This is a genomic window from Marinobacter sp. ST-43 (genome assembly GCF_030541085.1).
GTDB lineage: Bacteria > Pseudomonadota > Gammaproteobacteria > Pseudomonadales > Oleiphilaceae > Marinobacter > Marinobacter nauticus.
Window position 1 is genome coordinate 423,113 of the sequence record NZ_JASSVO010000001.1, and the last position, 24,891, is coordinate 448,003.

Sequence of the window (24,891 nt, forward strand, 5' to 3'; positions counted from 1 at the left end):
AAAGATGTCACGGAAGTATCTCATCCAAGGGCTTATTGTGTCCCTCATGGCGGTAGCTTTGGCAACGGGTTGTGCCGGCCCTTCCGCTTCCTCTTCAGAACAGATCCAGCGTGCATTGGCCGTTGATACCCGGGATAGCGTGGACCAGTACATACTGGGCGCAACCGATGTCGTACGGGTTTCTGTGTGGCGCAACGAGGATCTCAGCATCTCCGTTCCGGTTCGGCCTGACGGCAAGATCTCCGTACCGCTGGTAGGCGACGTGCAGGCCAGTGGCCGAACGCCCGAAGAGTTGGCCAGCTCCATTCGTACTTCCCTGACTGAGTACATTCGTGAGCCACAGGTGAGTGTGGTTGTGACCTCCATGGGCAGCCATGAATTCACAGACCGGGTGCGGGTAACCGGTGCGGTTCGCCAGCCCATTTCAGTGCCTCACCAGAGCGGCATGACGGTTCTGGATATCTTCCTGAATGCCGGTGGTGCGAACGAGTTTGCCGCGCTGAACAACGCCATGCTGTATCGGAAGCTTGAGGGCGAGGTGGTTGCCATTCCCGTAAAACTGGACGACATCCTGAACAAAGGCCGGGTTGAAACCAACTACGGCATGCGGCCGGGTGACATTCTTACCATTCCAGAGCGCAGTTTCTGAGTGGTTGTAGAGCTAAAAGGTCTGAAGGCGGGTTAGGTTATGGCATTACCGTTATCCCAGTTACCGCAGGAGATCATTCGCGAGGTCCGGGGCCGGAAGGGCCTCGCGTTCCTCGCGTTTGTGATTGTCAGTTTTGCTGTGCTTGGAGCAGGCTTTGTATGGCCCTATAAGTATCAGTCTGAGACCATCATCTTCGTAGACGACCGCAACATCATTGCGCCGTTGATGGAAGGGCGCGCCGTGGCCACGGAGATTAACGACCGTACCTCGGCTGCAAAAGAATTGCTGATGAGCCGGAGCCTGATCGAGAAAGTGGCTTTGGATCCTGAAATTTATCCGGATGCGCCCTCTGACCCGGCGGCACTTGAGTACCGGATTGCGAACATTCGCTCGGGTTTGTCGGTCAGGCCCCGGGGCGACAGTTATTTCAGTATTGGCTTTTCTTCCACTTCCCAGATGGAAGCATTCCGCGTTGCCCAGAAACTGGGGCAGGTCTTTATAGAAGAAACCAAAGACCGTAAGCGGGCCGAAAGCCGCAACGCCTACGATTTCATCGACAAACAGGTCAAAAGCTACGAGCAGCAACTGGCCCAGGCTGAGAACCGGCTCAAGGAGTTCCTCTCTGAAAACACCGATGGAACGGAGCAGGAAGCCAATGCCCGCATGGCGCAGCTTCGTAATCAGCTGGAACTGGCCGAACTCGAGAAAAAAGAACTTGAAACCCGTGCGGCTTCCCTTCAGAGCCAGCTCGGAGGCATCCGGCCCACGATCACGCAAGGCCGAACTGAGGATGCCTACAGAGAGCGGATCCGGATCCTGGAAGAGCGCCTGGATAGTCTGCGGCTGCAATACCACGATACCTACCCGGATATCGTGATACTCCGGGAACAGCTGGCGGAACTGCGCAAACAACGAGATCAGGCGGCAGAACGGCCGACCGACGTGAGTTCACTTGAGGGCGAAGAAGCCGTTAACCCGCTCTACCAGGAACTGCGGGCGAACCTCTCTACCACTCGGGCGGATATGGCCACCGTGGATACCAGAATTACTTCGCTCTCCCGTCTGCTGGAACAGCAAGCAAAGCGTATGGAGCGCATCCAGGCCAACAAGGCCCAGTACTCTGAGCTCACCCGCGACATGGAAGTGAACCGTGAGATTTACGATGACCTGCTCAAACGCCGGGAAAAAGCGCGGGTCTCCATGCATCTCGACATTGAAGGGCAGGGGCTAAACTACCGCATCAATGAAACCGCTCAGTTCCCGCGCACACCCTCCGGTCCCCAGTTCTCCATGTTTGCTGCGGCTGGGTTGTTCCTGGGGCTGGCGGCACCCTTTGGAGCGGTTGCGGGTCTACTACAGGTAGATCCCCGAATTCGTGCCAGGAAGCAGCTGGAAGAAGACATTGGTTTGCCGGTTCTTGTTGAGATTCCGGAGGTACGAACACCCTATGAAAAGCGACGGGATCGAAAGGTTACGTTACTGATCGGAATTTTCGCGGTGCTCACGGTAACAGTGTATGTGACCATCGTTGTGCTAGCTCAAATGGGAGTGATCTGATGCCAGAACAACGAAATGATCGGTCCGGATTTGATCCCGAGGGTTCCCAGAATTCTGGCAATGAGACAACCGGCAGCAGCCCGGCGGGCAGTGAAGAGCATTCCTTTTGGCTGAAGCGCAAGGAGCGTTTGAAACAAGAGCTGGATTTCCGGGATGACGAAGACTCTCGCATGCTGGTGCCAAGTTCTCTGGAACTGGGCCCCGGCGCGGTTGATAAATACGTTATCAGTAAGCAGATCGTGCGTATGCAGGAGCCCAGAAGGCTCACGCAGGACGACCTCGACGAGCGTCGGATTATCTATCCCGAGTCCCGCAACCGCGCGCTGGTCAACCGCTTCCGGGATCTGAGAACCAAGCTGCTGGAGGTTTCCGGAGGCAATAACTTCACGCTGGTCGTGAGTGGTGCCAGCTCTGGTGCCGGTTCCTCGTTTGTAGCCCTGAATCTTGCGGCAGCCTTTGCCTTTGATCAGGCCAAGACGGCTTTGATCATCGACTGCAACCTGCGTGAACCCTCGTTGCATTCCACGCTGGATGTGATGCCGGAGACCGGGCTGACAGATTTTCTGGACGATCCGGATTACGACATTGCCCGGATTCTCTATCCGACCGGTATTCCCAGGCTGAGGCTGATTCCGGCGGGCAGTCGCCGTGAAACACCGGCCGAGTTTTTTACCTCCTTCCGGATGAAGCAATTCCTGCAGGCAATCCGTCGTCGCTATCCAGACCGTTTCATCGTGCTGGACACGGCGCCGATATCCGAATCTCCGGATGCCCGCATTCTGACCGAACTCTGCGATTACGCCATGCTGGTGGTACCTCACGGCAAGATCACTGCGGCGACGGCCGAACAAGCTGCGACGGCTTTCAATCCGGACAAGTTTGTAGGAGCGGTGATCAATGGCTGATCGGCAGAGGGTAGGGACACCCGTTGCAATAAAGGCAATACCAGTAATGTTACTGGCTGGTGCCTGCTCGTTCCCCGTGTTTGCGCAAAGTGAGGTCACGTTCGGGCTGGACAGCCGCTTCACCGACAATGCCCGCAAAGCAGATACGAATGAAGACAGCGATTTCGAGACCCGTGCCTACCTTACCGCCGGTTACCAGACAGATCCCGGGCGCTGCAACGCTGATTTCCTGGGCACTCTGAGGTATTCCTGGTGGCAGGACGATAGCTTTGACAGCGAGAGCTTCGCGGAAATGGACTTCCAGGGCGATTGCGAGCTCGCCAACCAGCTTTACTGGGAAGTGGACAACAACCTGAGGGAAGTGAACCAGGACACCCGCCAGAGCGACACCCCGGAAAACCGAACCCGAAAAAACGTGTTCAGCACTGGCCCCAGGTACCTCTGGCGCCTGAATGACACCAACTGGCTCAACTTTTCTGCCCGCTACGCCAACACCGAGTACGAAGAGCCTGAGGAAACGGATAGCGAGCGCTATACCGGGTCCATCGCCTGGAACCACCTGTTCAGTTCAACGTTCACAGGTGGCCTGAGCATTTCCCACAGTGAAACCGAATTCGACTACGGCGCAGAAGTGGATGTAAGCAGTGCCCAGGTCACCTTCGAGAACCGTTGGGCGACCACGTCTCTTTCCGGTTCTGTTGGCGTGAGTGAGATCGAAACGGATTACGCCAATACCAACCAGTCGAGCGATGGGCTGGTAGGCCAGATAAACCTGACCCGGCAAATCAATCCGAGTACCGAATGGTACCTGAATGCTTCAAGAGAGCTGACAGACCGCACATCCACGCTTGACCTGCGTTTCGGTGAGTTTGAATTCAACCTCCGTGAAAGCATTACCGTTGAAAACAGCACCCTGGCCACCGGCCTCAACAAGCAGTTCTCCGATGCCTCCTCATTGAATATTGACCTTTATGCCTATCGCTCGGATTACCTTGAGAGCGAGGAGAGAGAGGACAAAGTCGGTATTAATGCCCGCTATTCACGCCAGATCTCGGAGCTGACCACCGGATACCTGGCGCTGGGCTTCGACCACCTGAGTTATGAACGCGACGACAGCCAGGACGAAGTCGCCCGACTCGTTCTGGGGGCTAAACACCAGACAACCCGGGATTTGAGTTTGTTGGCCAGGGTAGGGCACGACGCCAAGTCCAGCGATGTTTCCAGCCGGGAATACGATGAGAACTGGGTGTTGGTTGGTCTGGAATACCGACTGCGCTGATCAACACAGGAAGTGTGAGGCTATGGCCATGAAAGAACCGATACAGAACGCCCTGACCATTGATGTGGAAGACTACTTTCAGGTAGCTGCATTGGCAGAGGCTGTTCGCTACGACGACTGGTCCTCCATGGAGTATAGGGTTGAAGCGAATACAGATCGCATTCTCTCGTTATTCGAGAGGGCAGATGTAAAAGCGACCTTTTTTACCCTTGGGTGGGTCGCTGAGCGATCTCCAGAGCTGGTGAAACGGATTGCGGCTCAAGGCCATGAAGTTGCCAGCCATGGTTACAGTCATCAACTGATTTATAACCAGACGCCGGACGTTTTCAAAGAAGAAACCCGGCGATCGAAGGTGATTCTTGAGGACATTCTCGGTGCACCAGTAACAGGCTATCGCGCTGCCAGCTACTCCATTACTAACCAATCGCGTTGGGCGCTGGATATTCTTGCCGAGCAGGGGTTTACCTGGGATTCGTCCATCTTTCCAGTGCATCACGATCGCTATGGCATGCCCGGCACGCCACGCTGGCCCCATCGACTGACCACCGATAAAGGCTATGAGCTGGCGGAGTTCCCGCTAAGCACGTTCAAGTTGCCGGGTTACACCCTTCCAATTGCTGGTGGTGGATATTTCCGGCTTTTCCCCTACTGGTTCAGTCGATACGGACTGGGCTCCATTAACCGGGAGGGACGGCCTTTTGTGTTTTACCTTCACCCCTGGGAAGTAGATCCGGGCCAGCCGCGCCTGGATGTAAAGTGGTTCTCCCGCTTCCGCCATTACAACAATCTCGATGTGTGTGAACAGAGATTGGCCAGATTACTGTCTGATTTCCGGTTTACCACCATGAGCCAGGTTCTGGAAAGCGAAGGGGTTCTTGAGCCCTTATCGAACACTCTAGGCTCTCGTTCTGTGGCAGGGATGGAATGATGGTCGCAGTTTTCTGGATATCTTTCCTGTTGTTGGCTTACATCTACTTCGGCTATCCCGTCTGTATCAGACTGCTGGCATCCGCACGCCCCTTGCCCGTAAACAAGAGCGGCGCTTACCAGCCGAAAGTCTCGATTCTTATCGCTGCCTACAACGAGGCTAAAGATATTGAGGCTACGCTCAGGAACAAGCTGGCGTTGGACTATCCCAGGGAGCAATTGGAAATCCTGGTGGTTTCCGATGAGTCGGAGGACGGAACCGACGAGATTGTCCAGGCGGTTGCCGCGGATGCGCCTTTCCCGGTCAAACTGTTTCGTCAGGTACCCCGTCAGGGTAAAACCGCAGGGCTCAACATGCTCAAGCAGCATGCGGAGGGGGATATTCTGGCGTTTTCGGATGCCAACTCCGAATGGGATCAACAAGCCCTGAAAGCACTGGTGAGTAACTTCAACGACCCATCGGTGGGTTACGTAACCGGAAAAATGGTCTACGTGAACCCGGAGGGCGCCCTAATTGGCGACGGCTGCAGTGCTTACATGAAGTACGAGAACTGGCTCAGGGCACAGGAGACTCTGGTAGGCTCTGTGGTGGGCGTTGACGGTGGCATTGACGCCATGCGTAAAGAACTGCATTCCGAGCTGAATGCCGATCAGTTGCCGGATTTTGTTCAGCCACTCAAAGTGGTTGAGCAGGGGTACCGCGTTGTTTATGAACCTGGGGCGCTGCTTAAGGAAGAAGCGTTAAGCGATGGGGGCAGTGAATTCAGCATGCGGGTGCGGGTAAGCTTGCGTGCCCTGTGGGCGCTCAAAGACATGAAACAGCTCATGAGCCCGGCCAACGATCCAGTGTTTGCCTGGCAGCTTATCTCCCACAAGCTACTGCGCTACGCGGCCTTTGCACCCATGATAACCCTTGCGATTGCTGCCCTTTACCTGGCGCCGGTGAAAGGGTTGTATGCGTTAGCCGCGATAGGGTACGGCCTGTTTCTCTATTTCGCGTGGGCGGGCTATCAAAAAGAGAGCCGGGGGCAATCGCTTTCTACCATTTATGCCCTGCCTTACTACTTCGTGTTGTTAAACCTTGCGTCCTTTAAGGCATTTGTCGCCTTCGCCAAGGGCGAGAAGAAGGTTGTCTGGAACCCAAGGAAGGGATAATGGCATTGCCCAACCTGGAAGCCTTGCTGGAGGAGAAAAAACTCCCCGGGCTTGATGGATTTCGAATGGTTGCCGTCATGGCAGTGGTGCTGGCTCACTCAGGGGTAGGCACGCTGTTCTTTTCGGCACGCCATGGGGTGGCTGGCTTCTTCGTTCTGAGTGGGTTTTTGATTACCTGGCTCCTGCTAAAGGAACATGCAAAAACAGGAACCGTTTCCTTCAGAAAGTTTTACATGCGCCGGTCTCTTCGCATCTTCCCGGCTTACTACGCCTTCTTACTGGTATCGATTTCGTGGGATTTGTTCCGCGGTAATGACGACATCAAAGAAGCCATAGTCCCCGGCCTGTTCTATTTTATGAACTACCACAACGCGCTGGAGGGACATTCGTCGTCGTCCATTGCGCATGTTTGGTCTCTGGCCATTGAAGAACAGTTCTATCTGATCTGGCCGATGCTTTTCGTATTTCTGATGAGGCGCGGCCGGGAGTACGCGGTTGCTTTCCTGATTATTGCCAGTTTGGTTGTATTGGCCTGGCGCTCCTATTCCTATACCTACCTCAACTACGGACCATCCTACGCCTACAACGCGTTTGATACGCGTTTTGATAATCTGGCTCTGGGATGCCTTTTGGCGTTTCTGGCGCAAAAGCCGCGTTGGCTGTCTGTGTTCAATAGCATCAGCAGCCGGTTCTGGATGCCTTTTATCCCCTTGGGCCTGTTGTTCCTGTCAAAAGAGTACGGCAGTGGCGATTATGCCTACGGCCCGGCGTTTACGGTTGATGCGTTGCTACTTTCGATTCTATTGTTGCAATTGATCAGGCTCAGCTCAGGGGCTTTCTGGGGCTGGTTGAATCACCCTGTGTCGGTCTATCTCGGAGTTATATCCTACCCGATCTATCTTTGGCATGTATGGGGCCTTCAGGCCGGCGACAAACTGGATTTTCTCCCCGAGTGGTTACAGCTCCTGGCTGGCGTGATTCTCAGTTGTGTGCTTGCCTCAGCGTCTTACCATTTCCTCGAAAAACGATTCCTGCGATTAAAGCACCGCTATGAGGTAGTGGGAGCCAAGCCTGGACGCTCACCGAAGGCGGGTAATCCATCCGGAATGGAGAGCCTCGCGGCCAGGGAGCGTTCCAGTTGAAGGTATTGCACCTGATTGATAGTGGCGGCCTGTACGGCGCAGAGCGAATGCTGTTGGCTCTGGTAGCAGAGCAAATCAAGCAGGGGCTGGAGCCCATGATTCTCAGTGCGGGTGAGCAAGGGATTCACCAAAAGCCGCTTGAGATCGAGGCTGAGAAACTGGGATTGCCGCTTGTAGTTTGGCGAATGACTCCGGGCTTGAACTACCCGGAAACTCGGAAAATCTGTGAGTGGGCCGAGCATTGGGGTGTCGACCTGGTGCATTCCCACGGGTACAAGTTCAATATTCTGATGTCTCTCTTTGGTCGGCTTAGTCGGAAGGTTCCGGTTGTGAGTACCTTGCACGGGTATGTTCACGCGCCTCGCTTTTCCAGGATGTGGGTATATGAATTGCTTGATCGACTGGCGATCAGTCGGTTGGATGGAGTGGTCATGGTTGGCGCGGCGATGAAGAAGGAACTATCAACGGGCCTGATTCGTCCCCGTCGCCTCACGACAATAAGAAACGGACTGGCGGTAGACGACACTCAGCGCAAGGCAACTGAACCCTTGCCAGAGGCGCTTGAAGAGTTTTTTAGCACCCATGAGCCGGTGATTCTGGGGGTTGGTCGTCTATCCAACGAAAAGGGCTTCAGTCATCTTATTGATAGCTTCCGTGAGATCAAACAATCTGCTCCTAAAGCTGGGTTGCTGATTGTTGGCGATGGAATGCTGCGTAAGGATCTGGAAGACCAGGTTGCACGTCTCGGTCTTGGCAGCGATGTCTGCTTGCCCGGGTATTGCGACAATGTGCCTGCTTTGATGGCGCGCTCGTCTGCTTTGGTTATTTCCTCGTCTACCGAGGGCTTGCCGATCACCTTGCTCGAAGCGATGGCTGTCCGCCTGCCCGTTGTATCTACCGATGTTGGCGAGATCCCGTTTGTTCTGGATGAAGGGGATAGCGGCGTTCTGGTAACGGATCCTGCTTCAGAGTTGGTTGATGCCATAGAACTCGTGCTCAACGAGACAGAGGCCACTCATCGGAAAACTGAGCACGCTTTTCATAAAGTCTCCGGAGAGTTGTCTGCAAGATCAATGGCCGAACAGTATCTGCGCGTATATAACGGGGTGGTGGCATCTTGAAGGCTTTGTTCTTTTTTCGGTATGTCTTGGCGCGCTTAACCTACCGGGTTCTGCGGCTTCCTGTTGCCAGGTTTCAGGCTGAAGTAGAGGACCTTTGGGGGTTAGAGCCAAACGAAAGACTGCAGCGGCTGTCTTGTATACTCAACAAGAATCAGCCTAAAGATGCCCAGGGTGTGGCAGTGCATTCTCTGTCGGAATTGCCGGATAGACCGCCAATGAGCAAGGCTGATCTCAGAGCAATGTCTGCTGCCAGCAGCACTGTGGCATCGAGTTTTTCCCGGCACACGGCGGGCACTACCGGAGAGCCAACACACATTTCTCTGTCCAGAACTGAGCTGGCGCAGATGCTTGCCGTCAGGGCGTATTGCTATAACAAGCACGGTCTGAAACTGGGTCAGAGAGAAGCGCGAGTATGGGGTAGGGCAGCCAATTCCCTAACGGCAAAGATCCGTGATTTTTTGTTGAACCGTAAGGTGTTCTACCCGGCGGAGGACGGTGCTGAAGAAACGGTTGAAAAACTGGTCAAGTGGAGCCCTGAGTATCTGTATGGATATACGTCGCTCATCCTTGAGGCCGCGCAGATTGCGCAAAAGAAGGGACTTAAGCCAAGGGGCTTAAAAGCCGTGATCTGCACGGCGGAGTCGATTCTGCCCGCGCAGAAGAAGTTTATCGCAGAGGTGTTTGGAGCTCCGGTTCTTGAGGAATATGGGTCCACCGAGTTTGATGTCATCGCCTTTGAATGCTTAAGAGGGCATTTGCACTTGGTGAATCCCTGGCTTTGGGTTGAGGAAGAAGACGACACGGTGTTGATCACGGATGTCTCTCGCAAATCTCAAAGTATCGTTCGTTATCAGCTGGGAGATTCAGTTAGCCTTGCCAAGGGTGATTGTGGTGAGTTGGGCTCGATGTGCTCGATCGAAGAGCTGCGTGGACGTACAGCTCAGCAGTTTGCCTATATCAATCCGGAGCAAAAGTTTCACGCTGTCGTATTTGGGCGAGCACTCAATACCTACATGGAGCAGACCGGTGATTGCTTCAAGTTTACGATTGTTCAGGTTGGCTATAGTGAGTTTGATCTCTACGTTTCCGAGCCCCCCATGCGGGGTCTTGAAGACTTGAGGTTGTTTTTGAAGTCTAACTTAAAAACTGGTCTTTCATTGACTGACCATTTAGAAATCCAAGTCCTAGTTAACGACGATGGATTCAGTGAAGGCAAGCACACCTATTTTATCCAGAAGCTATAATGTTAGCTGGAAACATTAATCCTAACCGTTTTTATATTATGAAAGATTCTGTTGATGTCCCTTATGTTTCTGTTGTTGTTCCTGTCTTTAATGAGTCTAAGTATATTTCTGACTGTCTTCGTTCTTTGTTGCGCCAGGACTATCCAAAGAATCGTTATGAAGTGATAGTTGTTGATAATGGTTCTACGGACGATAGTGTAAGTATCGCTAAAGAGTTTACGGACAAGGTTTTCATTAAAGAAAGCGTTAAAGTTGGCGGCGTGAGAAACTATGGTGTTAAGCAGGCTAAAGGCGAAATCTTAGCGTTTATCGACGGCGATTGCGTTGCGGGAGAGCATTGGTTGTCGAAAGCGGTAGAGGTCCTCGCCGGTGAAAATGTTGGCGGTGTCGGTGGCGGATGTCTGCTGCGAGACCGGCCATCCTGGGTTGAGCGTGGGTGGAAGCTAAACTCGGTCAAAGAAACCCGTAAGGTCAAGGCTCTCGCCGGAGGCAGTTTTATCGTAGGAAGGTCGTTATTTGAAAAACTTGGTGGCTTTAATGAGTTAATTAATGCTGGCGAGGATACTAGGTTATCGGTGGACATTTCCGATCTGGGTTTTGAGCTTTGGTTTACAGAAGAATGCTATGTGGTGCATCTTGGTTATCCTTCTACTCTGCGAGGTTTTTTCCAGCGTGAATTCTGGCACGCATCAAGTTACTTGAAGTCGAATTACGGTTTTAAAGATAAGATGTTTCTGACTGTGATTCTTTTTTTGGCGTCTTCGGTATCATTTTTTACATACTTGTTTACTGGATTTTCATTGGCGCTCATTGGCTCGGTATTCATTGTTTTATGTCCCTTGGCTTTCTTTATAAATCAGGTGAGGTCGCAAGGTCTAAAAGGTGTGCCTTTAAAATCTCTTTTTTTCTCACTAGTTCTTTCGTTTGTCTATTACTTGGGCAGAGGAGGAGGGTTCTTGAGTAGCGTTTTTCGAGGTAGGTATTGACAGGCTCGGAGCAAGGTCGTCCGAGCCCATCCGGTCAGTAATCAATTGATACCGAGATTAATTTTACTCGGAGGACTCATGTCCACATCGCAGTTAGCGACACAAAAGCCAGTTTTATTAACAACATTGCTTTCATCAAAGACATAGACGAAGAGGGGGCCATTTGGGGCTAGTGCTCCGTGTCTTATATCAACCAGGATTTTTTGATCAGTCCATTCAGTTATGTATTGAAACTCTTGGTTCCCCCGAACATCAGAAAACAGGCCCTGGTCACTCAAAACTACTCTTTGTGGAGTAGTATCGAAATAAACTTCTCCAAAATTCAAGCCAACGTTCACCGACTCTGCTCCACCTGCCGGTTCCCAACCTATATTGGAAATGGTGGGGCCCGCATCTTGCGGTTTCGAGTCGCCAATGTAGAGGTTTTTAAACCATTTTTGATCTTTGCTATCCATGGAAATATAGCCTGAGCCATACTCCCCAGAGAGATCTATGAAAGCTTCTAGCAATTTCCAGTTGGTTGTTTTCGATATGTTGGGTACGCCGTAACCGCTATCAGATTGTGTTTCGAATCCTCGGCGCAACTCGCTACCACTGCTATTGAACTGGACAGCAATCCACCTATTAGTCGAAAAAACAGAGTTAGTGCCACCCTGGTTGAGGGTTTCGTAGGATCGTAAATATTTTCCGGAGATCGATGACTGGAAGAATTCGTCGCCTTTCAGTAAACCGTAGGCGCCACTATTCAGACCGACAATTTTGGCCCCAACACTATCGGTTGATTGGAGAGTTCCTGCCTCAAGGTGGACCAGGGACTTGGCGGCGTCATAGTGTACAATTCTTCCGCTTATTTCACTTCCGGTAGAGGTTAGGATCCGAACCGGTTCCCCCGGCGAATAGCGGTCTTTCCCGGAGTCAAAAACGCCACCAACATCTGATATGCGAACAGTTCTGTAACTGTTAATGTCGCCAGCTGGTTTAATCCTCCAAGAAATGTAGGCTTTGTCTGAGTATGGAGTGTTCTCTCCACCAAATGCATGTGGCCAGCCAAGCCACCCTTCGTTGGTAGCTCGGTAGGTATGTGTTACGCCTGTTGTTCTGGTGATATCACTGAAAGTTGCACCCGTGCCCCGCGACCAAATACTCAAGCTGGGATCTTTTGCAACGGGCACGGGCCGACCTAAACCGATTTCTCTCTCTTTGGCAACCTGAACGCCGTTCTCTCTGACGTCCTGACCAAATGCCCAAAGAACAGGAGCAGGTTGATCCTTTTTGCCAAATCCGGTGCCATAGATGGTGATCGTGCTGTCAGAGAGGTCTGCTTGGGTGATTTGCGGTGCAGCAACAGCGCCATTTCCGTATGTAATCGTTGCAGCCAGGACAAAAGGCATTGCTATTGAGATGGTGTTTGTGTGCTTCATAATGCCACCCGTAGGCTTAAGCGTTTTAACAGTGTTCATTTGGCACGTGGCTCTTTAATAATGTTAGCTGATTCTCTGAAAAATACATGGCGTCTGTTCACGGTTTTCCTTGTCCGATGCTATGGGGTTGGATAAGCGAGAAGCTGATGGTCTGTCGATAAATGAGCCTCTCTAACAGGTGGTTATTCTCTGTAAATTTGTGTAAATTGATGTTTCGAAAAGGTATCGGCGGTTGGGCCGTCAGGGCTAGCCAACAAACCATGCTCACCACGGATAAGCCAGTTAGATAGTGGAGAAAGCACCTATCAACACGATATTGATTCCAAAAGATCATTACGATCGGAATGTTGCTTTTAGGTGATTTGCAGTCGTTTAACTGTTAGCAGGTGAATTTTTGAACCCTTTAGTAACCGTAATCACTCCAGCTTTTAATCGTGCTGAGTATATCACCGAAGCAGTAGAGTCTGTCCTCAGTCAGTCCTATCCCCATGTCCAGTTAGTCGTGGTTGATGATGGGTCCAGCGATGGTACGTTCGAAATTCTGCAAAAATTTGAGGCCGAACAAAAGCTTGAATTGCTGTCACATGCCAATCGTCAGAATAAAGGGCAATCATGTGCCTTGAATCTCGGATTGAGGGCTGCGAAAGGTGAATACATCGTCATTCTGGATAGTGACGACTATCTTCACAAAGACAAGATCCGTGATCAGGTAGCATATCTCGAGGCGCACCCGGAGTTTGGGATGGTGTACGGTCAAGCAATGGCTGTGTCGGAGAGTGGGCAACATCTTTTTCCGCTGCCACCCGATAATCACCAGGAAACGGGCGACCCTAATGATCTTCTTTTGGATTGCTATATGGCATTGCCCGGTGGTGCGATGGTGAGGTCGAAGGTTTTTCAGCAGGCCGGTTTTTTTGAGGAGAGATTCAGGGCAGGTCAAGACCACGATATGGTTTTGCGTATCGCCGAGATAGCACCGTACAAGTTTTTGAAGGGGATCGTCTTCTTCTATCGAAAGCATGAAGAATCAATCAGCAAAACTGGTCTGGAGAGACGTTGGAAAGCTGGGTTTGAGATTTTGAACCGTGCTAAGGCCCGCTATCCGTATAGAAGATCTGTCCTCAGGAAGCGGTTGGCGCTTTTGCACTTTCGGATGGCGCAAGTTCGTTGGAAGCAAGGTCGTTTTCTTCTTGCTAGCGCGCATCTCTTGAGAGCCGGCATTGGGGATCCCAAAAGATCCCTCGACGTAATTCGGGGTCGTGAAGCGATCACCTAAGCCCGGGAAGTTGTTGTGATGGAAAACGGAATTCCAAAGAAGATCCTCTATGTGATTGATTGCTTTGAGAGCCCTTATGCCGGTACCGAAGGGCAGCTTATGCAGTTGATAAAGAACCTGCCACCAGACCGATTTGAACCAGAAGTTCTGGTTTTGCGGAACTCGAAGTTTGTGAGCGAGGGTGGGTTGCCGTGTTCATATACTGTTCTCGGCAGGTCAAAAGTGTTGAGTCCGGTTACATGGGTTTCGTTATTCCGATATGCGTTGCGAAAAAGGGCGGAAGGCTATCGCCTATGCCACGTTTTCTTTAACGATTCTTCAATTCTATTGCCGCCAATTATGGCGTTTGTGGGTATTCCGACTCTGATCTCACGTCGTGACATGGGCTTTTGGTACACACCGGGATACCTGAGACTGCTCCGAAAGACTCGGCGTTTTGTGAGCCATGTGATCGCCAATAGCGAAGCAGTGAAAGGCATTACCATTGAGAAAGAGCATTTTAGTCAAGACGAAGTTTCTGTTATCTACAATGGCTATCCCGCCGGTAAATCCCCAAATTACCCCTTGTCAGAGGCGGAAAAGAAACCTCTTAGAGAACAGTTAGGGCTCCCTGCCGAAGGACGTTTCGCGATACTGGTTGCCAACCTGCGCGAAATAAAAAGGATCGGCGATGCGATCCGAGCGCTAAGCGCTCTCTCGGATTCTGGGTCTAATGCTCATTTGGTACTTGTCGGTGCTGGAGAGCAGTCAGCATATAGGGAGCTGGCTCAACGGATGAGCGTGAATGAGCGCGTCCACTTTCTTGGAGCGCGCTCCGATGTCAAAGAAATTTTGCCTGCGATGGATGTTGGTTTGTCTTGCTCGGAGTCTGAGGGCTATTCCAATGCCATCGTAGAATACATGCAGGCACGTTTGCCGGTTGTTGCATCAAATGTCGGTGGCAATGCCGAGGCGGTTGTTCATGGTAAAACCGGGTATGTCTATCCTTCTGGAGACGTGGACAGCCTCGTTGCGTATCTTGGCAAATTGTTCTCTGACGAAAGCGGCATTTCTGCAGAAATGGGGCAGGCCGGTTATCATTTGGCCTACAAAAGGCATGCGCTGAATTCCATGATCGAAGCTCATGTTCATTTGTATGACTCGTATATCGGGTGCTATGACGGGGCGTTTTCATCCCGGGAGGCGAAGTGAATATATCTCCTCTTGTCCGTTTTGCCGGCAGCTTCGGAGGGTATCAGCTTTCCAGGTTGATGACAGCCAAGCACCCCAGGATATTGATGTATCATCGGTTCTCGCGGAATGTGGAACCCGGACATTTGGACGCGGCAATGTTTGAATGGCAAGTCCAACACATAGCCAAGAACTACATCCCGGTAACCGTCTCTGAGTTGGCTGAGGACTTGTACGTCAAGCAGCGTAGGCCAAGGAACCGAATCGCTATCACAATTGACGATGGTTACGAAGACTTCTACGAAATCGCTTGGCCAATTCTAAAGAAGTATTCGGTGCCTGCCACCTTCTATGTCACCACGGGTTTCGTTTCGGGTGACATCTGGTTGTGGCCCGATCAACTCAGATTTCTTTTGGAGCATTCACCAGGTTCCGTTGGTCGGCACGACTTCAATATTGCACGAATTGATACGCCCATTCCGAACGAAAAGTTTGAATCCGAGTACTGGAGACTCAATCAGTTGATGCTTCAGGCCGATAACGCAGACAAGATACTTTGTTTGAATGAAATGGCCGCAGCTTGGGATATTGACCTCCCTGGCATTCCTCCTAAGGAGTATCGCGCCGTGTCCTGGGAGCAATTAAAGGAAATGCAGAGCGAAGGTTTGGAAGTTGGCGGTCATACGGTTTCGCATCCTTCTTTGGCTAGGGTATCTATGGAAGAGGCGAAGAGCGAAATCTTTGGTTGCGCCGAGGTTCTAAGGCAGAAGCTGGGAGGATCACCCAGATCTTTTTGCTACCCGAATGGTACTGTTGATGATTTCGTTGGGGGCCAGGTGAGTTTTATAAAAGAAGCTGGTTTTTCCTGTGCAGCGGTAGCATTTGCTGATTGCCAAGGCCACGCTCAGCGTTATGCCATGCGAAGACATACGGGCTCTCAAGATCGGTTTCAATTCTTGAAATCGATATCCGGTGTTGAGCTTTTAGGTATGCGGCTACGGCATCACTTGGTAGAGACCAGTTATGATTAGTGGAATCGGCGCTTCAGCTTTAGGCGTTAGTAACCAAAAAACTGCAGGCGGCTCTCGATCAATAAACACTATTACGTTTGTTATATTTTTATATTTTTTGATTGACTTTTTTTTGCATCTTTCTGCTCGCATACCTGGCTATGGTGTAATCCGGCCTACTTTGCTTCTTGTTTTAATTATCTCTTTGTCGCTTTTTTTTCAGCGGGAAAAGGTTTCTGGGTGGAGCAAAGACCCGGTATCATCATCGGTTCTCGTATTGATTTTTTATATTTTTATTTCATTGCCTTTGGTGGAGTGGCCCGGAAGCGTTATCAGAAACAATCTTTCTGAATTTGTAAAAGCTGTCGTATTTTTTTTCTTCGCCGCTTTATTAATTGACAGTGAGTGTAGACTTAAGTTTTTTCTTTTTGTTTTTTTGGGCTGTCAAGTGATTCGGGTTTTTGAGCCCCTATTTTTAAATATTACGGAAGGATACTGGGGAAGCAGAACGCATCTCGGACATGGTGAGTTTTCACAGAGACTCGCTGGGGCGCCTTCAGATGTTATTAATCCAAACGAACTCGGTTTTGTTATTGTTACTTTGATTCCATTTCTTCACTATTTGTTGTGGTCTAATGGCTTCAAGTATAAGTTAATTTACCTGGTGATAATGCCTCCGATCCTTTATGCGCTAATTTTAACGCAGTCCAGAGGAGCTTTTCTAGCACTTTTGGTCATTGCTTTCTTTATTTTCAAAGAATCAAATCAGAAGTTTAGGCTGATTTTGGTGGCGGTTGTTGTTTCAGTTCTCGGGTGGAGCAGTATGAGTAGCGATCAAAAGGATCGGTATCTCTCTCTAATTGGAAAGTCTGAGACATCTAATGCTGCAACTGTTGATGGCCGATTGGATGGGATTGTTCGTGAGTTCGCGCTGGGGCTGGAGCGCCCGATTGTAGGGCATGGTCTGGGAACGACGCCAGAGGCGAAGACGCACATTCTGGGTCGTCGGCAAGCATCTCATAATCTATATGCCGAATTATTAATTGAGCTGGGCATAGTAGGCACTATCATATTCTTGCTATTTCTTGCAAGAATTTACAAGAAATTGTCTTTTAATAGGTTAAATATTGAATCTCTAAGTAGTGATGAGTTTCAGTTTTATCGAATGTTAAATAAGTCTATGATTGCTGTTTTTTGGATGTATGTAGTTTATAGCTTAAATTATTGGGGGTTGTCTCAGTATTACTGGTATTTGTTTGGAGGGCTCTCTTTAGCTTTCCATAATATTCTAAGCAAAAATATCGTTAATGAGGGACCTGTGGCGGCTGTTGAGCCAAAGTATCCACTGGCACAAAGATTTTCTCGACAAGTTGGCAAGTAGTATTGTCAGATCTGGATTGATAGATGAAAGTATTAATGACTGCAATGCAGCCAAGTGGCGGCATAAAAACCTTTTTTAGGTACATTTACCAGCAGCCTGCGTTCAAGGAAGATAGCTTTGTGCTTATCGCTCCGGATCCCGATGGTTCACTTCAGCGTTTTCTTGACACGACCGTAGCACCCGGAAAGATTTCTGTGATTCACACCGGCTGTGCACCGTTTGAGTTTATAAGATCTGTCAGAAATGAACTGAAATCTGACAATTATGATTTAATACATTCGCACGGATTTGGTGCCGGTTTACTCACCGAGATGGCATCGACGTTCGTCATTGGTCCCAAGCATTTAATGACAGCCCACGATGTGTTTTTGCCTTCCCAGTTCGAGAATGCAAAATCCCGGATAAAAAAACGTATCATGGGCTTCGTCTTCGGTAGGATAGATGCGATACACACCGTAACCGAGGATGCTACCCGCAATTTTCAAGAGTTTTTTCCAGGTGTTTCTCAGTCAGCTTTCTATCCTATCCTTCATGGAGTTGATACTCATTACTTTCAGAATGGTATCGCGTGGAATTTAAGAAAGGAGCTTTCGATTCCAGCGTCTGTTCCACTGATCGGTTTCTTCGGCCGATTTATGGGCCAGAAGGGGTTTCGTACGCTTGTTGACGCAATTGCTCTAATGAAGGAGCGTAACGAGGAGAATCTCCAACTTCCGGTAGTAGTAACTTTCGGATGGGGCGGGTTTATTAGGGAAGATTATGCCTATCTGGAGAGTATAGGGCTTGGTGATCGTTTTATCCAAATGCCAGGGACAGATGACATGCCGGCTATGATCAAGGCTATGGATATGGTTGTCATGCCATCCCGTTGGGAGGCATGTGGTCTTCTGGGTATGGAAGTCCTGGCGGCGGGTGTTCCTCTTATTTCGACAGACTGTATCGGGCTTCGAGAGGTCGTTGCGGGATCCCCTGCTCGTATCTTTTCTCCCGGGGATGTCGGGGGACTCGCTGAGCTGATCGCAGAGGAAATACACAAACCGACGAAAGAGGCGTTCATTCGCTACCAGCCTGAGGCAGTTGATCGTTTTGCAATTACACGGCCAGCAGATTCACTCCGAGCTCTCTATTGCGGACTGTCGGGTGGCCACTGAATGATTCGTACCCTATTCGTCAACACCGGCTCAAATGTCCTGGTGATGCTCGTTAAACTGGTCATCACCTTCATTATGACCCCCGTTTTCGTTCACAACCTTGGGAAGTACGACTACGGTCTGTGGGAGATGATTGGCGCTGTAATCGGCTACATGGGGATATTGGACCTTGGCCTGCGGCCTGCCATCAGTCGGTATGCCGCGAAACACCACGCCGAGCAGGATTCACAGGCACTTGAGTCTGTGTACATGTCCGCCTTTGTGTTCATGATGGTGGTCGGGCTGCTCCTCTTCGCCTTTTTCTTATGCTGGGGAATCTGGTTTTCTGGTGCGATCGCCCCGGAGGGTGAGCCATATCAGAAATACACGCTGTTTCTGATCATCATCGGCGCCCACCTGTTAATCTCGTTTCCAGGATATGTTGCAGAGAGCTACTTGGAAGGTTTCCAGAAGTACTACCTGAAAAACAACATCACGATTATCAATTCTATAGTGGGCTCCACGCTCCTTTACCTGTTCATCACTCCTGAAAACGGTCTGGTGCTCTTGGCAGGCATCAACGCCATTGGGATTTCCATAAAGTACATCCTCTTCATGTGGTTGCTGTCACGCCCCGCCTTTGGTGCGATCAGAGCCCGTTGGCGTTCATACTCCTGGGTGCGTCTGAAAGAGCTGATTGTTTTCGGTTTTAAATCATTCGTTCAAGGTATTGCCACCCGTGTTGAAAATGCTACCGACGTTTTGGTGATTGGTTTGATTATGGGGCCTGCTATGGTTCCGTTCTACAGTATTCCCGCGAACCTGACTCAGCACATCCGTAACCTCGGGTGGACACTAACTCATGCCTTTATGCCGCTGTTTAGCGGCTTGAGTGCAAGGGCTGAGAGCGACACCATCCGGCGGGTTTTTCTGATTTCGTCCCGTTACGTTGTCAGCATTCTTTTGGCCATGGGCACGGGGGCTCTGTTGTTGGGAGTGCCTTTTATCTCAGTATGGCTGGGGCCCGAGTTTGGTGAGAAGGCGGAATGGCTTATCGTGTTTCTGGTGTTCTTTACGGTGCTGCCTTTCATCAATCCGTTCGCCAGCCGTTATCTGACGGCGATTGACAAACATGGGATTTTTGCACGCCTCACTCCTATGGCAGCCGCACTGAATATTGGCCTGAGCCTTGTTCTTGTTCACCCGTATGGCCTTGAGGGCGTAGCTTTTGCTTCCGTCGTTCCCGGGTTGATCTTTGTCCCTTTATATCTCCGATATACCTGCCGCCATCTCGAACTTCCCGTCAGAGAGTATTTGCGCTCGTCTGTGCTGCCTGGCTTAGTGCCGGCTGGGTTAATGGCAGTTATTATTCTGGGTGTTGGTCAATATCTGATGTACGACAGTTACCGCCATATTTTGTTGGGTGCGATTCTGGGAAGTATTGGCTGGCTGGCAGCCTTCTGGCTGCTGGTGTTGAACCGAGACGAACGAGATTACGTGGGCGCTCGACTGGCTCGCATCGCAGGAAGGAAATAGTCCATGTGCGGCTTTGCAGGATTCGTAAACAGGGATGTGGGTAGAGCCCCGGAGGCCACCCTGGAGGGTATGGGGGCTGCCATAGCTCACCGGGGGCCGGACGATTCAGGTATCTGGCTCAAGGCAGACCTTGGCTTGGGTCTGGTGCATCGCAGGTTGGCCATTCAGGATCTGTCACCGGCGGGTGCGCAGCCGATGGCGTCAGCGAGCGGGCGCTTTGTTATTGCCTTCAATGGGGAAATCTATAACTTTCGGCAGCTGCGAGCAGAGCTTGAAAAGGAGGGATGCACCTTTCGGGGCCACTCAGACACGGAAGTGATGCTCCACGCAATTGAGCGTTGGGGGTTGGAAGAGAGCCTACCGAAGTTTTCGGGAATGTTTGCTTTTGCCCTGGTGGATCTGAAAAGCCGGGATCTGATTCTGGCCCGAGACCGAATGGGTGAAAAGCCACTGTATTATGGATGGCAAGGCAACACTCTGTTGTTTGGTTCGGAGCTCAAGGCGCTTCGGGCACATCCTGCATGGCAAGGCGGTGTAGAGCCTGGGGCGCTGGCGCTGTTGCTCCGGCACAACGTGATACCAGCACCGATCAGTATTCACAAAGGGATTTTAAAACTACCGCCTGCCTCACTGGTTCGTTTTCCTCTTGATGGATCCTCATCGGCTACGTTACCGGAACCGCAGCGCTACTGGTGCCTTGAGGATTGCTTTACAGAGAGCCGGGCGCCAGAAAGCTTTGAGGCTGCCAGTGACCAGTTGGAGGCTTTACTCGGGAGCGTGATCGAAGACCAGATGGTATCGGACGTTCCTTTAGGTGCTTTTCTCTCCGGCGGTATCGACTCTTCCACCGTGGTTGCACTTATGCAAGCCCGTGCAAGCCAGAACGTGAGAACGTTCAGTATTGGCTTTGATGAGCCGGGCTTCAATGAGGCAGAGCATGCTGCAGAGGTTGCCCGTCATCTGGGAACCGAACACACGGAGTTGTACGTAACTCCCGAGGATGCGCTTAACCTCGTGCCGCGGTTGCCAGATCTATACGACGAGCCTTTCGCGGATTCCTCGCAGTTGCCTACTTTTCTTGTCAGCCAGATGACACGGAAGCATGTCACGGTTGCATTGTCAGGTGATGGCGGAGATGAGTTGTTCTGTGGCTACACTCGGTATCCCTCGGTTTATAACCGTTGGCGGAGCCGAAGCAAGCCGGCTGGTGTCGCCCGGCGCTGGTTATCCCGCTTACCAGAGGCGGCGGCGGCTCAGGCGATCCGGGCTCTGGTGCCTTCCCAGCGAGGTCGGTCGACGCTGGCAATTCGTCATCGCCTCAAAGCGGAGCGTGCGCTGGCCTCGACCGCGGATCTGTCAGATTTCTATCGGCAGTCTGTCTCTTTCTGGAATGAGCCCGAGTGTTTTCGGAGGGGCGTTCAGGAACCCACATATGGTCTGACCCAGGCAATCCCGCGCGGTGTTCCCCTCGACGGCTTGAAAGCGTTGATGTGGCGAGATCTGAATTGGTATCTGCCCGATGACATTCTGGTGAAGGTCGACCGGGCAGCGATGGCCTGTAGCCTTGAAACCAGGATACCGATGTTAGACCCGAAGGTGGTTTCCTTCGCGCTGTCGTTACCGTTGAGCTATAACCTTAATGGCGGTGTTGGCAAGCAGGTGCTGCGTAGCGTTTTGTACCGCCACGTGCCAAAGGCCTTGGTGGACAGGCCCAAGCAGGGGTTTGCGGTGCCCGTGGGGCAATGGTTACGGGGCCCACTGCGCCCTTGGGCGGAGGCGCTGCTGCAACCGTCTGTCTTTGACAAGCAGGACTATCTGGACCGCTCAGTTGTGAATGCCTATTGGCAGGAGCACCTCAAAGGGCGGGAGGATTACTCTGCAGAGCTATGGGGCATTCTGATGTTTCTGGCATGGCTGGAGCGCACGGGTGGCTGAAATCAAACCCTATGATGATCAACGCCATCGGGAGCAGGTGCTGAACCTGTTTGCTGATGTGGCGTTCAAACGTGATATCTGGAGTTATCAGTTCCAGGAGAATCCTGGTGCGCGTGATCGTGGCTTTGCTCCGGTGGTGGCGGAGGAGAACGGTTCGGTTGTCGGCTTCAACGGGGTGGTGCCGGTAAGTATTCTATGGAATGGCCGGCCAACACAGGCCATGTGGAGCTGCGACTTCAAGGTGTCTGAGCGCCAGCGAGGAAAGGGCGTAGGCCGGCTGATCAAAGTAGAGTTGGCACAACGCTCTCCTATTCTTATGTCGTTTGGCATCAGCCCGGTCGCCGCCATTGTATTGCAGCGGATGGGTTGGCGTGCCAGCGACCAGGTGCATTTTCTTCGTAAAATCCGTCAGCCTCGGAGCGCTCGTGACTGGGCTTTGATGCTACTGCAATTTTGCACTCGACTGGTTAATCGCCCAGTGCAGAGCCGACACATGCGTGCGTCTCTCCTGCAGCAATTGCCACCCAGAGAACAGATTGATGAGTTGTGGGCGGCAGTTGCGCAAGGCTACGACAAGGTTGTTGTGAGAGACTGGCCTTACCTTGACTGGCGCTATCAGCGGCATCCGTTTGCACAGTATTCATTTCTGGAAGTACGGGACGAGAATGATTCCCTCAAAGCTCTGGGGGTTGTCCGTGCGGATGACCGACAGGTTCGGCTGGTCGATTACATCGGGCCAGCAGCTTCAGCAGCGCTGAAGTCGGCGGTTGTAGAGGCAATGCTGCGGCAATGGCCGAATGCAGCCTCTTATTCTGCCATGACGTCCGATTTGGAGCTGAAGCAGGTCATGAAAGCGCACGGGTTCTATCAAGGCCGTGAGCAACCCCGATTTTTTGTGTGGGAATCACCACAGCGAGTTTCGGCAAGCGGAGATTGCACCAGCGGCTGGTTCATTATGGGGGGGGATTCTGATGGCGAACTGCTGCAGTCTGCCCGGGAAGCGTGGAATGAAGAACGTATCAACAAGGACGATAACGGATGTCGGCTAAAGACCCTTTGATCACTATTATCACTCCTACCTATAACCGTGCAGACTTTATTCTGCAGGCGGTTGAGAGTGTGATGGGGCAGACGTACGGAAACTTTGAATTTCTGATCGTCGATGACGGTTCAACAGATAATACGGTGGAACTGCTTGAACCTTACCTGAAGGATGAACGCGTTCGTCTGTTCCAGCAGGAAAACCAGGGGCAGAGTGTGGCTCGGAATCGCGGAATTGCCGAGGCGCGTGGCCAGTTCATCTGCTTTCTCGACTCCGATAATGCCTGGGTCAGAACGAAGCTGGAAATCAGTCTGAAGGCCTTTGAGGAGCATCCCGAGGTGGATATCGTCTATGGTGATTTCATAACCATAGACGGGGAAGGGCATGAACATGGTGTGAATCGTATGGCCCGTTATTCCGGCCGTATCACGCCGCAGTTGCTCCGGGATAATTTCGTGAGCATGAACACAACTATGACCCGCAAGCGCTGCTTTGACGAAATGGGGGGCTTTGACAGCGCCGATCGGTTGGCGGAGGACTACGGGCTCTGGTTGCGTTTTTCTACCCGCTATCAGTTTCTATATGTTCCAGTGGTGCTTGGGTATTACCGGGTTATGGAAAACCAGATCTCCTCTGACAAAGAAAGCCGGTTTCGAGCGAACGAACAGCTGGTCCAGAGTTTTCTGAAAGCCTTTCCTTCAGCAGTTACCCGGGGTGAGGCCCGCCGGGGGTTAAGTTATTTTTTTATTCGGAAAGGGCGATATGAGTACTCGTCTGGTCAGCGTCGCCAGGCCATTCGTTCTTTGCTTCGGTCATTGTCGAAGGACCCGTTCTGGATGGGCCCCTGGCGGTTCGCTGTAAAAATGGTGCTAACTTTCAGCCGAGGGAGGCGAATGTGACTTATACCGTTCGTCGCTTGTCTGAGAAAGAGTTTTTCGGGCTGCAGGAAAGCTGGGACCATCTGCTGGAGCAGAGTAATGCCGACCCGCTGTTCATGAGCTGGGCCTGGCAGGCGTCTTGGTGGGAAACCTGGGGCGATAGACTGAATCTCGATCTGTTGCTGCTGGGCGTATACGCCCCGGGTGATACGCTGGTTGGCCTGGCTCCGCTTTACCTGAGTGCCGTCAGTACGCCGCTGGGCTGGAAAGTTCGAAGGCTGCATGTGGTAGGTAATGCCTGGAAGTTGGGGCCTACGGTGCGTACGGAATACGTGGGTGTCATTGTGGATCGGCGTGAGCAACAGGCCATCCTGCAGGTGCTCGGGGGTTATCTCGCTGAGGTCCGGTGGGATGAGATGATCATTGCGGATGCCTCCGCGAGATCAATGCGTATGATCGAATCTGGCCTGAGCCACACGCTGGCTCTCTCCCGGGTAGTTCGGAGCGAGTCGGAAGGTGTGGTGATTCCAACTCAGGGGCAGTTTACGGACTGGTTATCAAGGCTTGGAAAGAATACTCGTCTGAAAGCCTATAATCGGCGAGAGTTGTTTGAAGGTACTTTGAATGGTTCCTTCGAGGAATGGCAAACCCCGGAGACGTTTCTGGCATTACTCAATCGTTTTCATTGCGAGCGCTGGGGAAAGCCCTGCTTTGACGACAATGCCGTTCGCTTCCATGAGGCACTTCTGAACCGGCTCTCTGGAAGCCAATCCGCGAGAATGTCGGTACTGAGAGCCGATAATCAGATTGTGTCTGTACTTTATGATGTCCGCGCCGGCAATCGGGTATACAACGTGCAAGCGGGGTTCATGCAGGATTTCCACAACAAATTGTCCTTGGGCACGCTCCATCTGGGTTATGCCATTGAGCGATCCTTTCAGGATTCGAGCATTGTCAGTTACGACTTGCTGGCCGGGTCCGGGAAAAATAAGTTCTACAAACAGCACTTCAGAGGGGAGCAGGTGTTGTTTACCACCGTTGAGTATGTTCGTTCTCCCATTCTTAAAATGGCTTATGGGGCAAGGGGGTGTATGCCGCCCCGTTTAGTGTCCTCAATTAATCGTTTCTTTCGTCTCTGAGCGGGTGT

General features: G+C 51.6%; 21 protein-coding genes. 20 read left to right on the forward strand and 1 reads right to left on the reverse strand.

Going from position 1 to position 24,891, the window contains the following annotated elements:
- Positions 1-4: 4 nt before the first annotated feature.
- The 10 genes from QPL98_RS02025 (at position 5) to QPL98_RS02070 (ending at position 10,965) form a co-directional block, all read left to right on the forward strand.
- On the forward strand, positions 5-649 hold the full coding sequence (locus QPL98_RS02025) for an XrtA/PEP-CTERM system exopolysaccharide export protein (protein ID WP_023010390.1): 645 nt from the start codon (positions 5-7) through the stop codon (positions 647-649).
- Positions 650-688: 39 nt separating this feature from the next.
- Entirely contained in the window at positions 689-2,206 is a 1,518-nt protein-coding gene (locus QPL98_RS02030) for an XrtA system polysaccharide chain length determinant (protein ID WP_011785142.1), read from the forward strand.
- Positions 2,206-3,111: a polysaccharide biosynthesis protein gene (locus QPL98_RS02035; protein ID WP_228223498.1), complete on the forward strand. Its 906-nt coding sequence runs from the start codon at positions 2,206-2,208 to the stop codon at positions 3,109-3,111. Before QPL98_RS02030 ends, QPL98_RS02035 begins: the two co-directional genes overlap by 1 nt.
- 46 nt (positions 3,112-3,157) lie before the next feature.
- On the forward strand, positions 3,158-4,390 hold the full coding sequence (locus QPL98_RS02040) for an outer membrane beta-barrel protein (RefSeq protein WP_303292526.1): 1,233 nt from the start codon (positions 3,158-3,160) through the stop codon (positions 4,388-4,390).
- Between the two features lie 28 nt (positions 4,391-4,418).
- On the forward strand, positions 4,419-5,318 hold the full coding sequence (locus tag QPL98_RS02045) for an XrtA system polysaccharide deacetylase (protein WP_303292740.1): 900 nt from the start codon (positions 4,419-4,421) through the stop codon (positions 5,316-5,318).
- On the forward strand, positions 5,315-6,472 hold the full coding sequence (locus QPL98_RS02050; protein ID WP_303292527.1) for a glycosyltransferase family 2 protein: 1,158 nt from the start codon (positions 5,315-5,317) through the stop codon (positions 6,470-6,472). The genes QPL98_RS02045 and QPL98_RS02050 overlap by 4 nt, the downstream gene beginning before the upstream one ends.
- The gene (locus QPL98_RS02055; protein ID WP_303292528.1) at positions 6,472-7,614 is read left to right on the forward strand and encodes an acyltransferase; all 1,143 of its coding nucleotides are present in this window, start codon (positions 6,472-6,474) and stop codon (positions 7,612-7,614) included. The genes QPL98_RS02050 and QPL98_RS02055 overlap by 1 nt, the downstream gene beginning before the upstream one ends.
- Before the next feature lie 47 nt (positions 7,615-7,661).
- Positions 7,662-8,735: a glycosyltransferase gene (locus QPL98_RS02060; RefSeq protein ID WP_288034715.1), complete on the forward strand. Its 1,074-nt coding sequence runs from the start codon at positions 7,662-7,664 to the stop codon at positions 8,733-8,735.
- 215 nt (positions 8,736-8,950) lie between these two features.
- Complete coding sequence (locus QPL98_RS02065; protein WP_303292529.1) at positions 8,951-9,979, forward strand: CoF synthetase; 1,029 nt, start codon at positions 8,951-8,953, stop codon at positions 9,977-9,979.
- Positions 9,979-10,965, forward strand: a complete 987-nt coding sequence (locus QPL98_RS02070; RefSeq protein ID WP_303292530.1) for a glycosyltransferase family 2 protein — start codon at positions 9,979-9,981, stop codon at positions 10,963-10,965. The genes QPL98_RS02065 and QPL98_RS02070 overlap by 1 nt, the downstream gene beginning before the upstream one ends.
- A gap of 41 nt (positions 10,966-11,006) precedes the next feature.
- On the opposite strand, the gene QPL98_RS02075 is transcribed toward QPL98_RS02070, so the two are convergent.
- Positions 11,007-12,425 carry a hypothetical protein gene (locus QPL98_RS02075; protein WP_286874351.1) on the reverse strand — a complete coding sequence of 473 codons (1,419 nt, stop codon included), beginning with the start codon at positions 12,423-12,425 and terminating at the stop codon, positions 11,007-11,009.
- Positions 12,426-12,780: 355 nt separating this feature from the next.
- On the opposite strand from QPL98_RS02075, the gene QPL98_RS02080 reads away from it, so the two are divergent.
- The 10 genes from QPL98_RS02080 to QPL98_RS02125 are packed head-to-tail and all read left to right on the forward strand — an operon-like array spanning position 12,781 to position 24,883.
- On the forward strand, positions 12,781-13,662 hold the full coding sequence (locus tag QPL98_RS02080) for a glycosyltransferase (RefSeq protein WP_286874349.1): 882 nt from the start codon (positions 12,781-12,783) through the stop codon (positions 13,660-13,662).
- 18 nt (positions 13,663-13,680) lie between these two features.
- Positions 13,681-14,853, forward strand: a complete 1,173-nt coding sequence (locus QPL98_RS02085; RefSeq protein WP_303292531.1) for a glycosyltransferase — start codon at positions 13,681-13,683, stop codon at positions 14,851-14,853.
- Positions 14,850-15,863, forward strand: a complete 1,014-nt coding sequence (locus QPL98_RS02090) for a polysaccharide deacetylase family protein (RefSeq protein WP_286874345.1) — start codon at positions 14,850-14,852, stop codon at positions 15,861-15,863. Before QPL98_RS02085 ends, QPL98_RS02090 begins: the two co-directional genes overlap by 4 nt.
- Positions 15,856-17,223, forward strand: a complete 1,368-nt coding sequence (locus tag QPL98_RS02095) for an O-antigen ligase (protein WP_303292532.1) — start codon at positions 15,856-15,858, stop codon at positions 17,221-17,223. The genes QPL98_RS02090 and QPL98_RS02095 overlap by 8 nt, the downstream gene beginning before the upstream one ends.
- Before the next feature lie 23 nt (positions 17,224-17,246).
- Entirely contained in the window at positions 17,247-18,374 is a 1,128-nt protein-coding gene (locus QPL98_RS02100; protein WP_286874342.1) for a glycosyltransferase family 4 protein, read from the forward strand.
- Positions 18,375-19,889 (forward strand): oligosaccharide flippase family protein, encoded by a 1,515-nt coding sequence (locus QPL98_RS02105; RefSeq protein ID WP_303292533.1) that lies wholly within the window; start codon positions 18,375-18,377, stop codon positions 19,887-19,889.
- A 3-nt stretch (positions 19,890-19,892) separates the two neighbouring features.
- Entirely contained in the window at positions 19,893-21,824 is a 1,932-nt protein-coding gene (gene asnB, locus QPL98_RS02110) for an asparagine synthase (glutamine-hydrolyzing) (RefSeq protein WP_303292534.1), read from the forward strand.
- Positions 21,817-22,884 (forward strand): hypothetical protein, encoded by a 1,068-nt coding sequence (locus QPL98_RS02115; RefSeq protein WP_303292535.1) that lies wholly within the window; start codon positions 21,817-21,819, stop codon positions 22,882-22,884. The genes asnB and QPL98_RS02115 overlap by 8 nt, the downstream gene beginning before the upstream one ends.
- On the forward strand, positions 22,863-23,765 hold the full coding sequence (locus tag QPL98_RS02120) for a glycosyltransferase (protein WP_031210525.1): 903 nt from the start codon (positions 22,863-22,865) through the stop codon (positions 23,763-23,765). The genes QPL98_RS02115 and QPL98_RS02120 overlap by 22 nt, the downstream gene beginning before the upstream one ends.
- Positions 23,762-24,883: a GNAT family N-acetyltransferase gene (locus QPL98_RS02125; protein WP_303292536.1), complete on the forward strand. Its 1,122-nt coding sequence runs from the start codon at positions 23,762-23,764 to the stop codon at positions 24,881-24,883. The genes QPL98_RS02120 and QPL98_RS02125 overlap by 4 nt, the downstream gene beginning before the upstream one ends.
- Positions 24,884-24,891 lie beyond the last annotated feature (8 nt).

Excerpts from the sequence above, each read along its gene's own strand:
- QPL98_RS02025 (WP_023010390.1), top strand. The coding sequence starts at position 5 with ATGTCACGGAAGTATCTCATCCAAGGGCTTATTGTGTCCCTCATGGCG.
- QPL98_RS02030 (WP_011785142.1), top strand. The coding sequence starts at position 689 with ATGGCATTACCGTTATCCCAGTTACCGCAGGAGATCATTCGCGAGGTC.
- QPL98_RS02035 (WP_228223498.1), top strand. The coding sequence starts at position 2,206 with ATGCCAGAACAACGAAATGATCGGTCCGGATTTGATCCCGAGGGTTCC.
- QPL98_RS02040 (WP_303292526.1), top strand. The coding sequence starts at position 3,158 with ATGTTACTGGCTGGTGCCTGCTCGTTCCCCGTGTTTGCGCAAAGTGAG.
- QPL98_RS02045 (WP_303292740.1), top strand. The coding sequence starts at position 4,419 with ATGAAAGAACCGATACAGAACGCCCTGACCATTGATGTGGAAGACTAC.
- QPL98_RS02050 (WP_303292527.1), top strand. The coding sequence starts at position 5,315 with ATGATGGTCGCAGTTTTCTGGATATCTTTCCTGTTGTTGGCTTACATC.
- QPL98_RS02055 (WP_303292528.1), top strand. The coding sequence starts at position 6,472 with ATGGCATTGCCCAACCTGGAAGCCTTGCTGGAGGAGAAAAAACTCCCC.
- QPL98_RS02060 (WP_288034715.1), top strand. The coding sequence starts at position 7,662 with ATGCTGTTGGCTCTGGTAGCAGAGCAAATCAAGCAGGGGCTGGAGCCC.
- QPL98_RS02065 (WP_303292529.1), top strand. The coding sequence starts at position 8,951 with ATGAGCAAGGCTGATCTCAGAGCAATGTCTGCTGCCAGCAGCACTGTG.
- QPL98_RS02070 (WP_303292530.1), top strand. The coding sequence starts at position 9,979 with ATGTTAGCTGGAAACATTAATCCTAACCGTTTTTATATTATGAAAGAT.
- QPL98_RS02075 (WP_286874351.1), bottom strand. The coding sequence starts at position 12,425 with ATGAACACTGTTAAAACGCTTAAGCCTACGGGTGGCATTATGAAGCAC.
- QPL98_RS02085 (WP_303292531.1), top strand. The coding sequence starts at position 13,681 with ATGGAAAACGGAATTCCAAAGAAGATCCTCTATGTGATTGATTGCTTT.
- QPL98_RS02095 (WP_303292532.1), top strand. The coding sequence starts at position 15,856 with ATGATTAGTGGAATCGGCGCTTCAGCTTTAGGCGTTAGTAACCAAAAA.
- QPL98_RS02100 (WP_286874342.1), top strand. The coding sequence starts at position 17,247 with ATGAAAGTATTAATGACTGCAATGCAGCCAAGTGGCGGCATAAAAACC.
- QPL98_RS02105 (WP_303292533.1), top strand. The coding sequence starts at position 18,375 with ATGATTCGTACCCTATTCGTCAACACCGGCTCAAATGTCCTGGTGATG.
- asnB (WP_303292534.1), top strand. The coding sequence starts at position 19,893 with ATGTGCGGCTTTGCAGGATTCGTAAACAGGGATGTGGGTAGAGCCCCG.
- QPL98_RS02120 (WP_031210525.1), top strand. The coding sequence starts at position 22,863 with ATGTCGGCTAAAGACCCTTTGATCACTATTATCACTCCTACCTATAAC.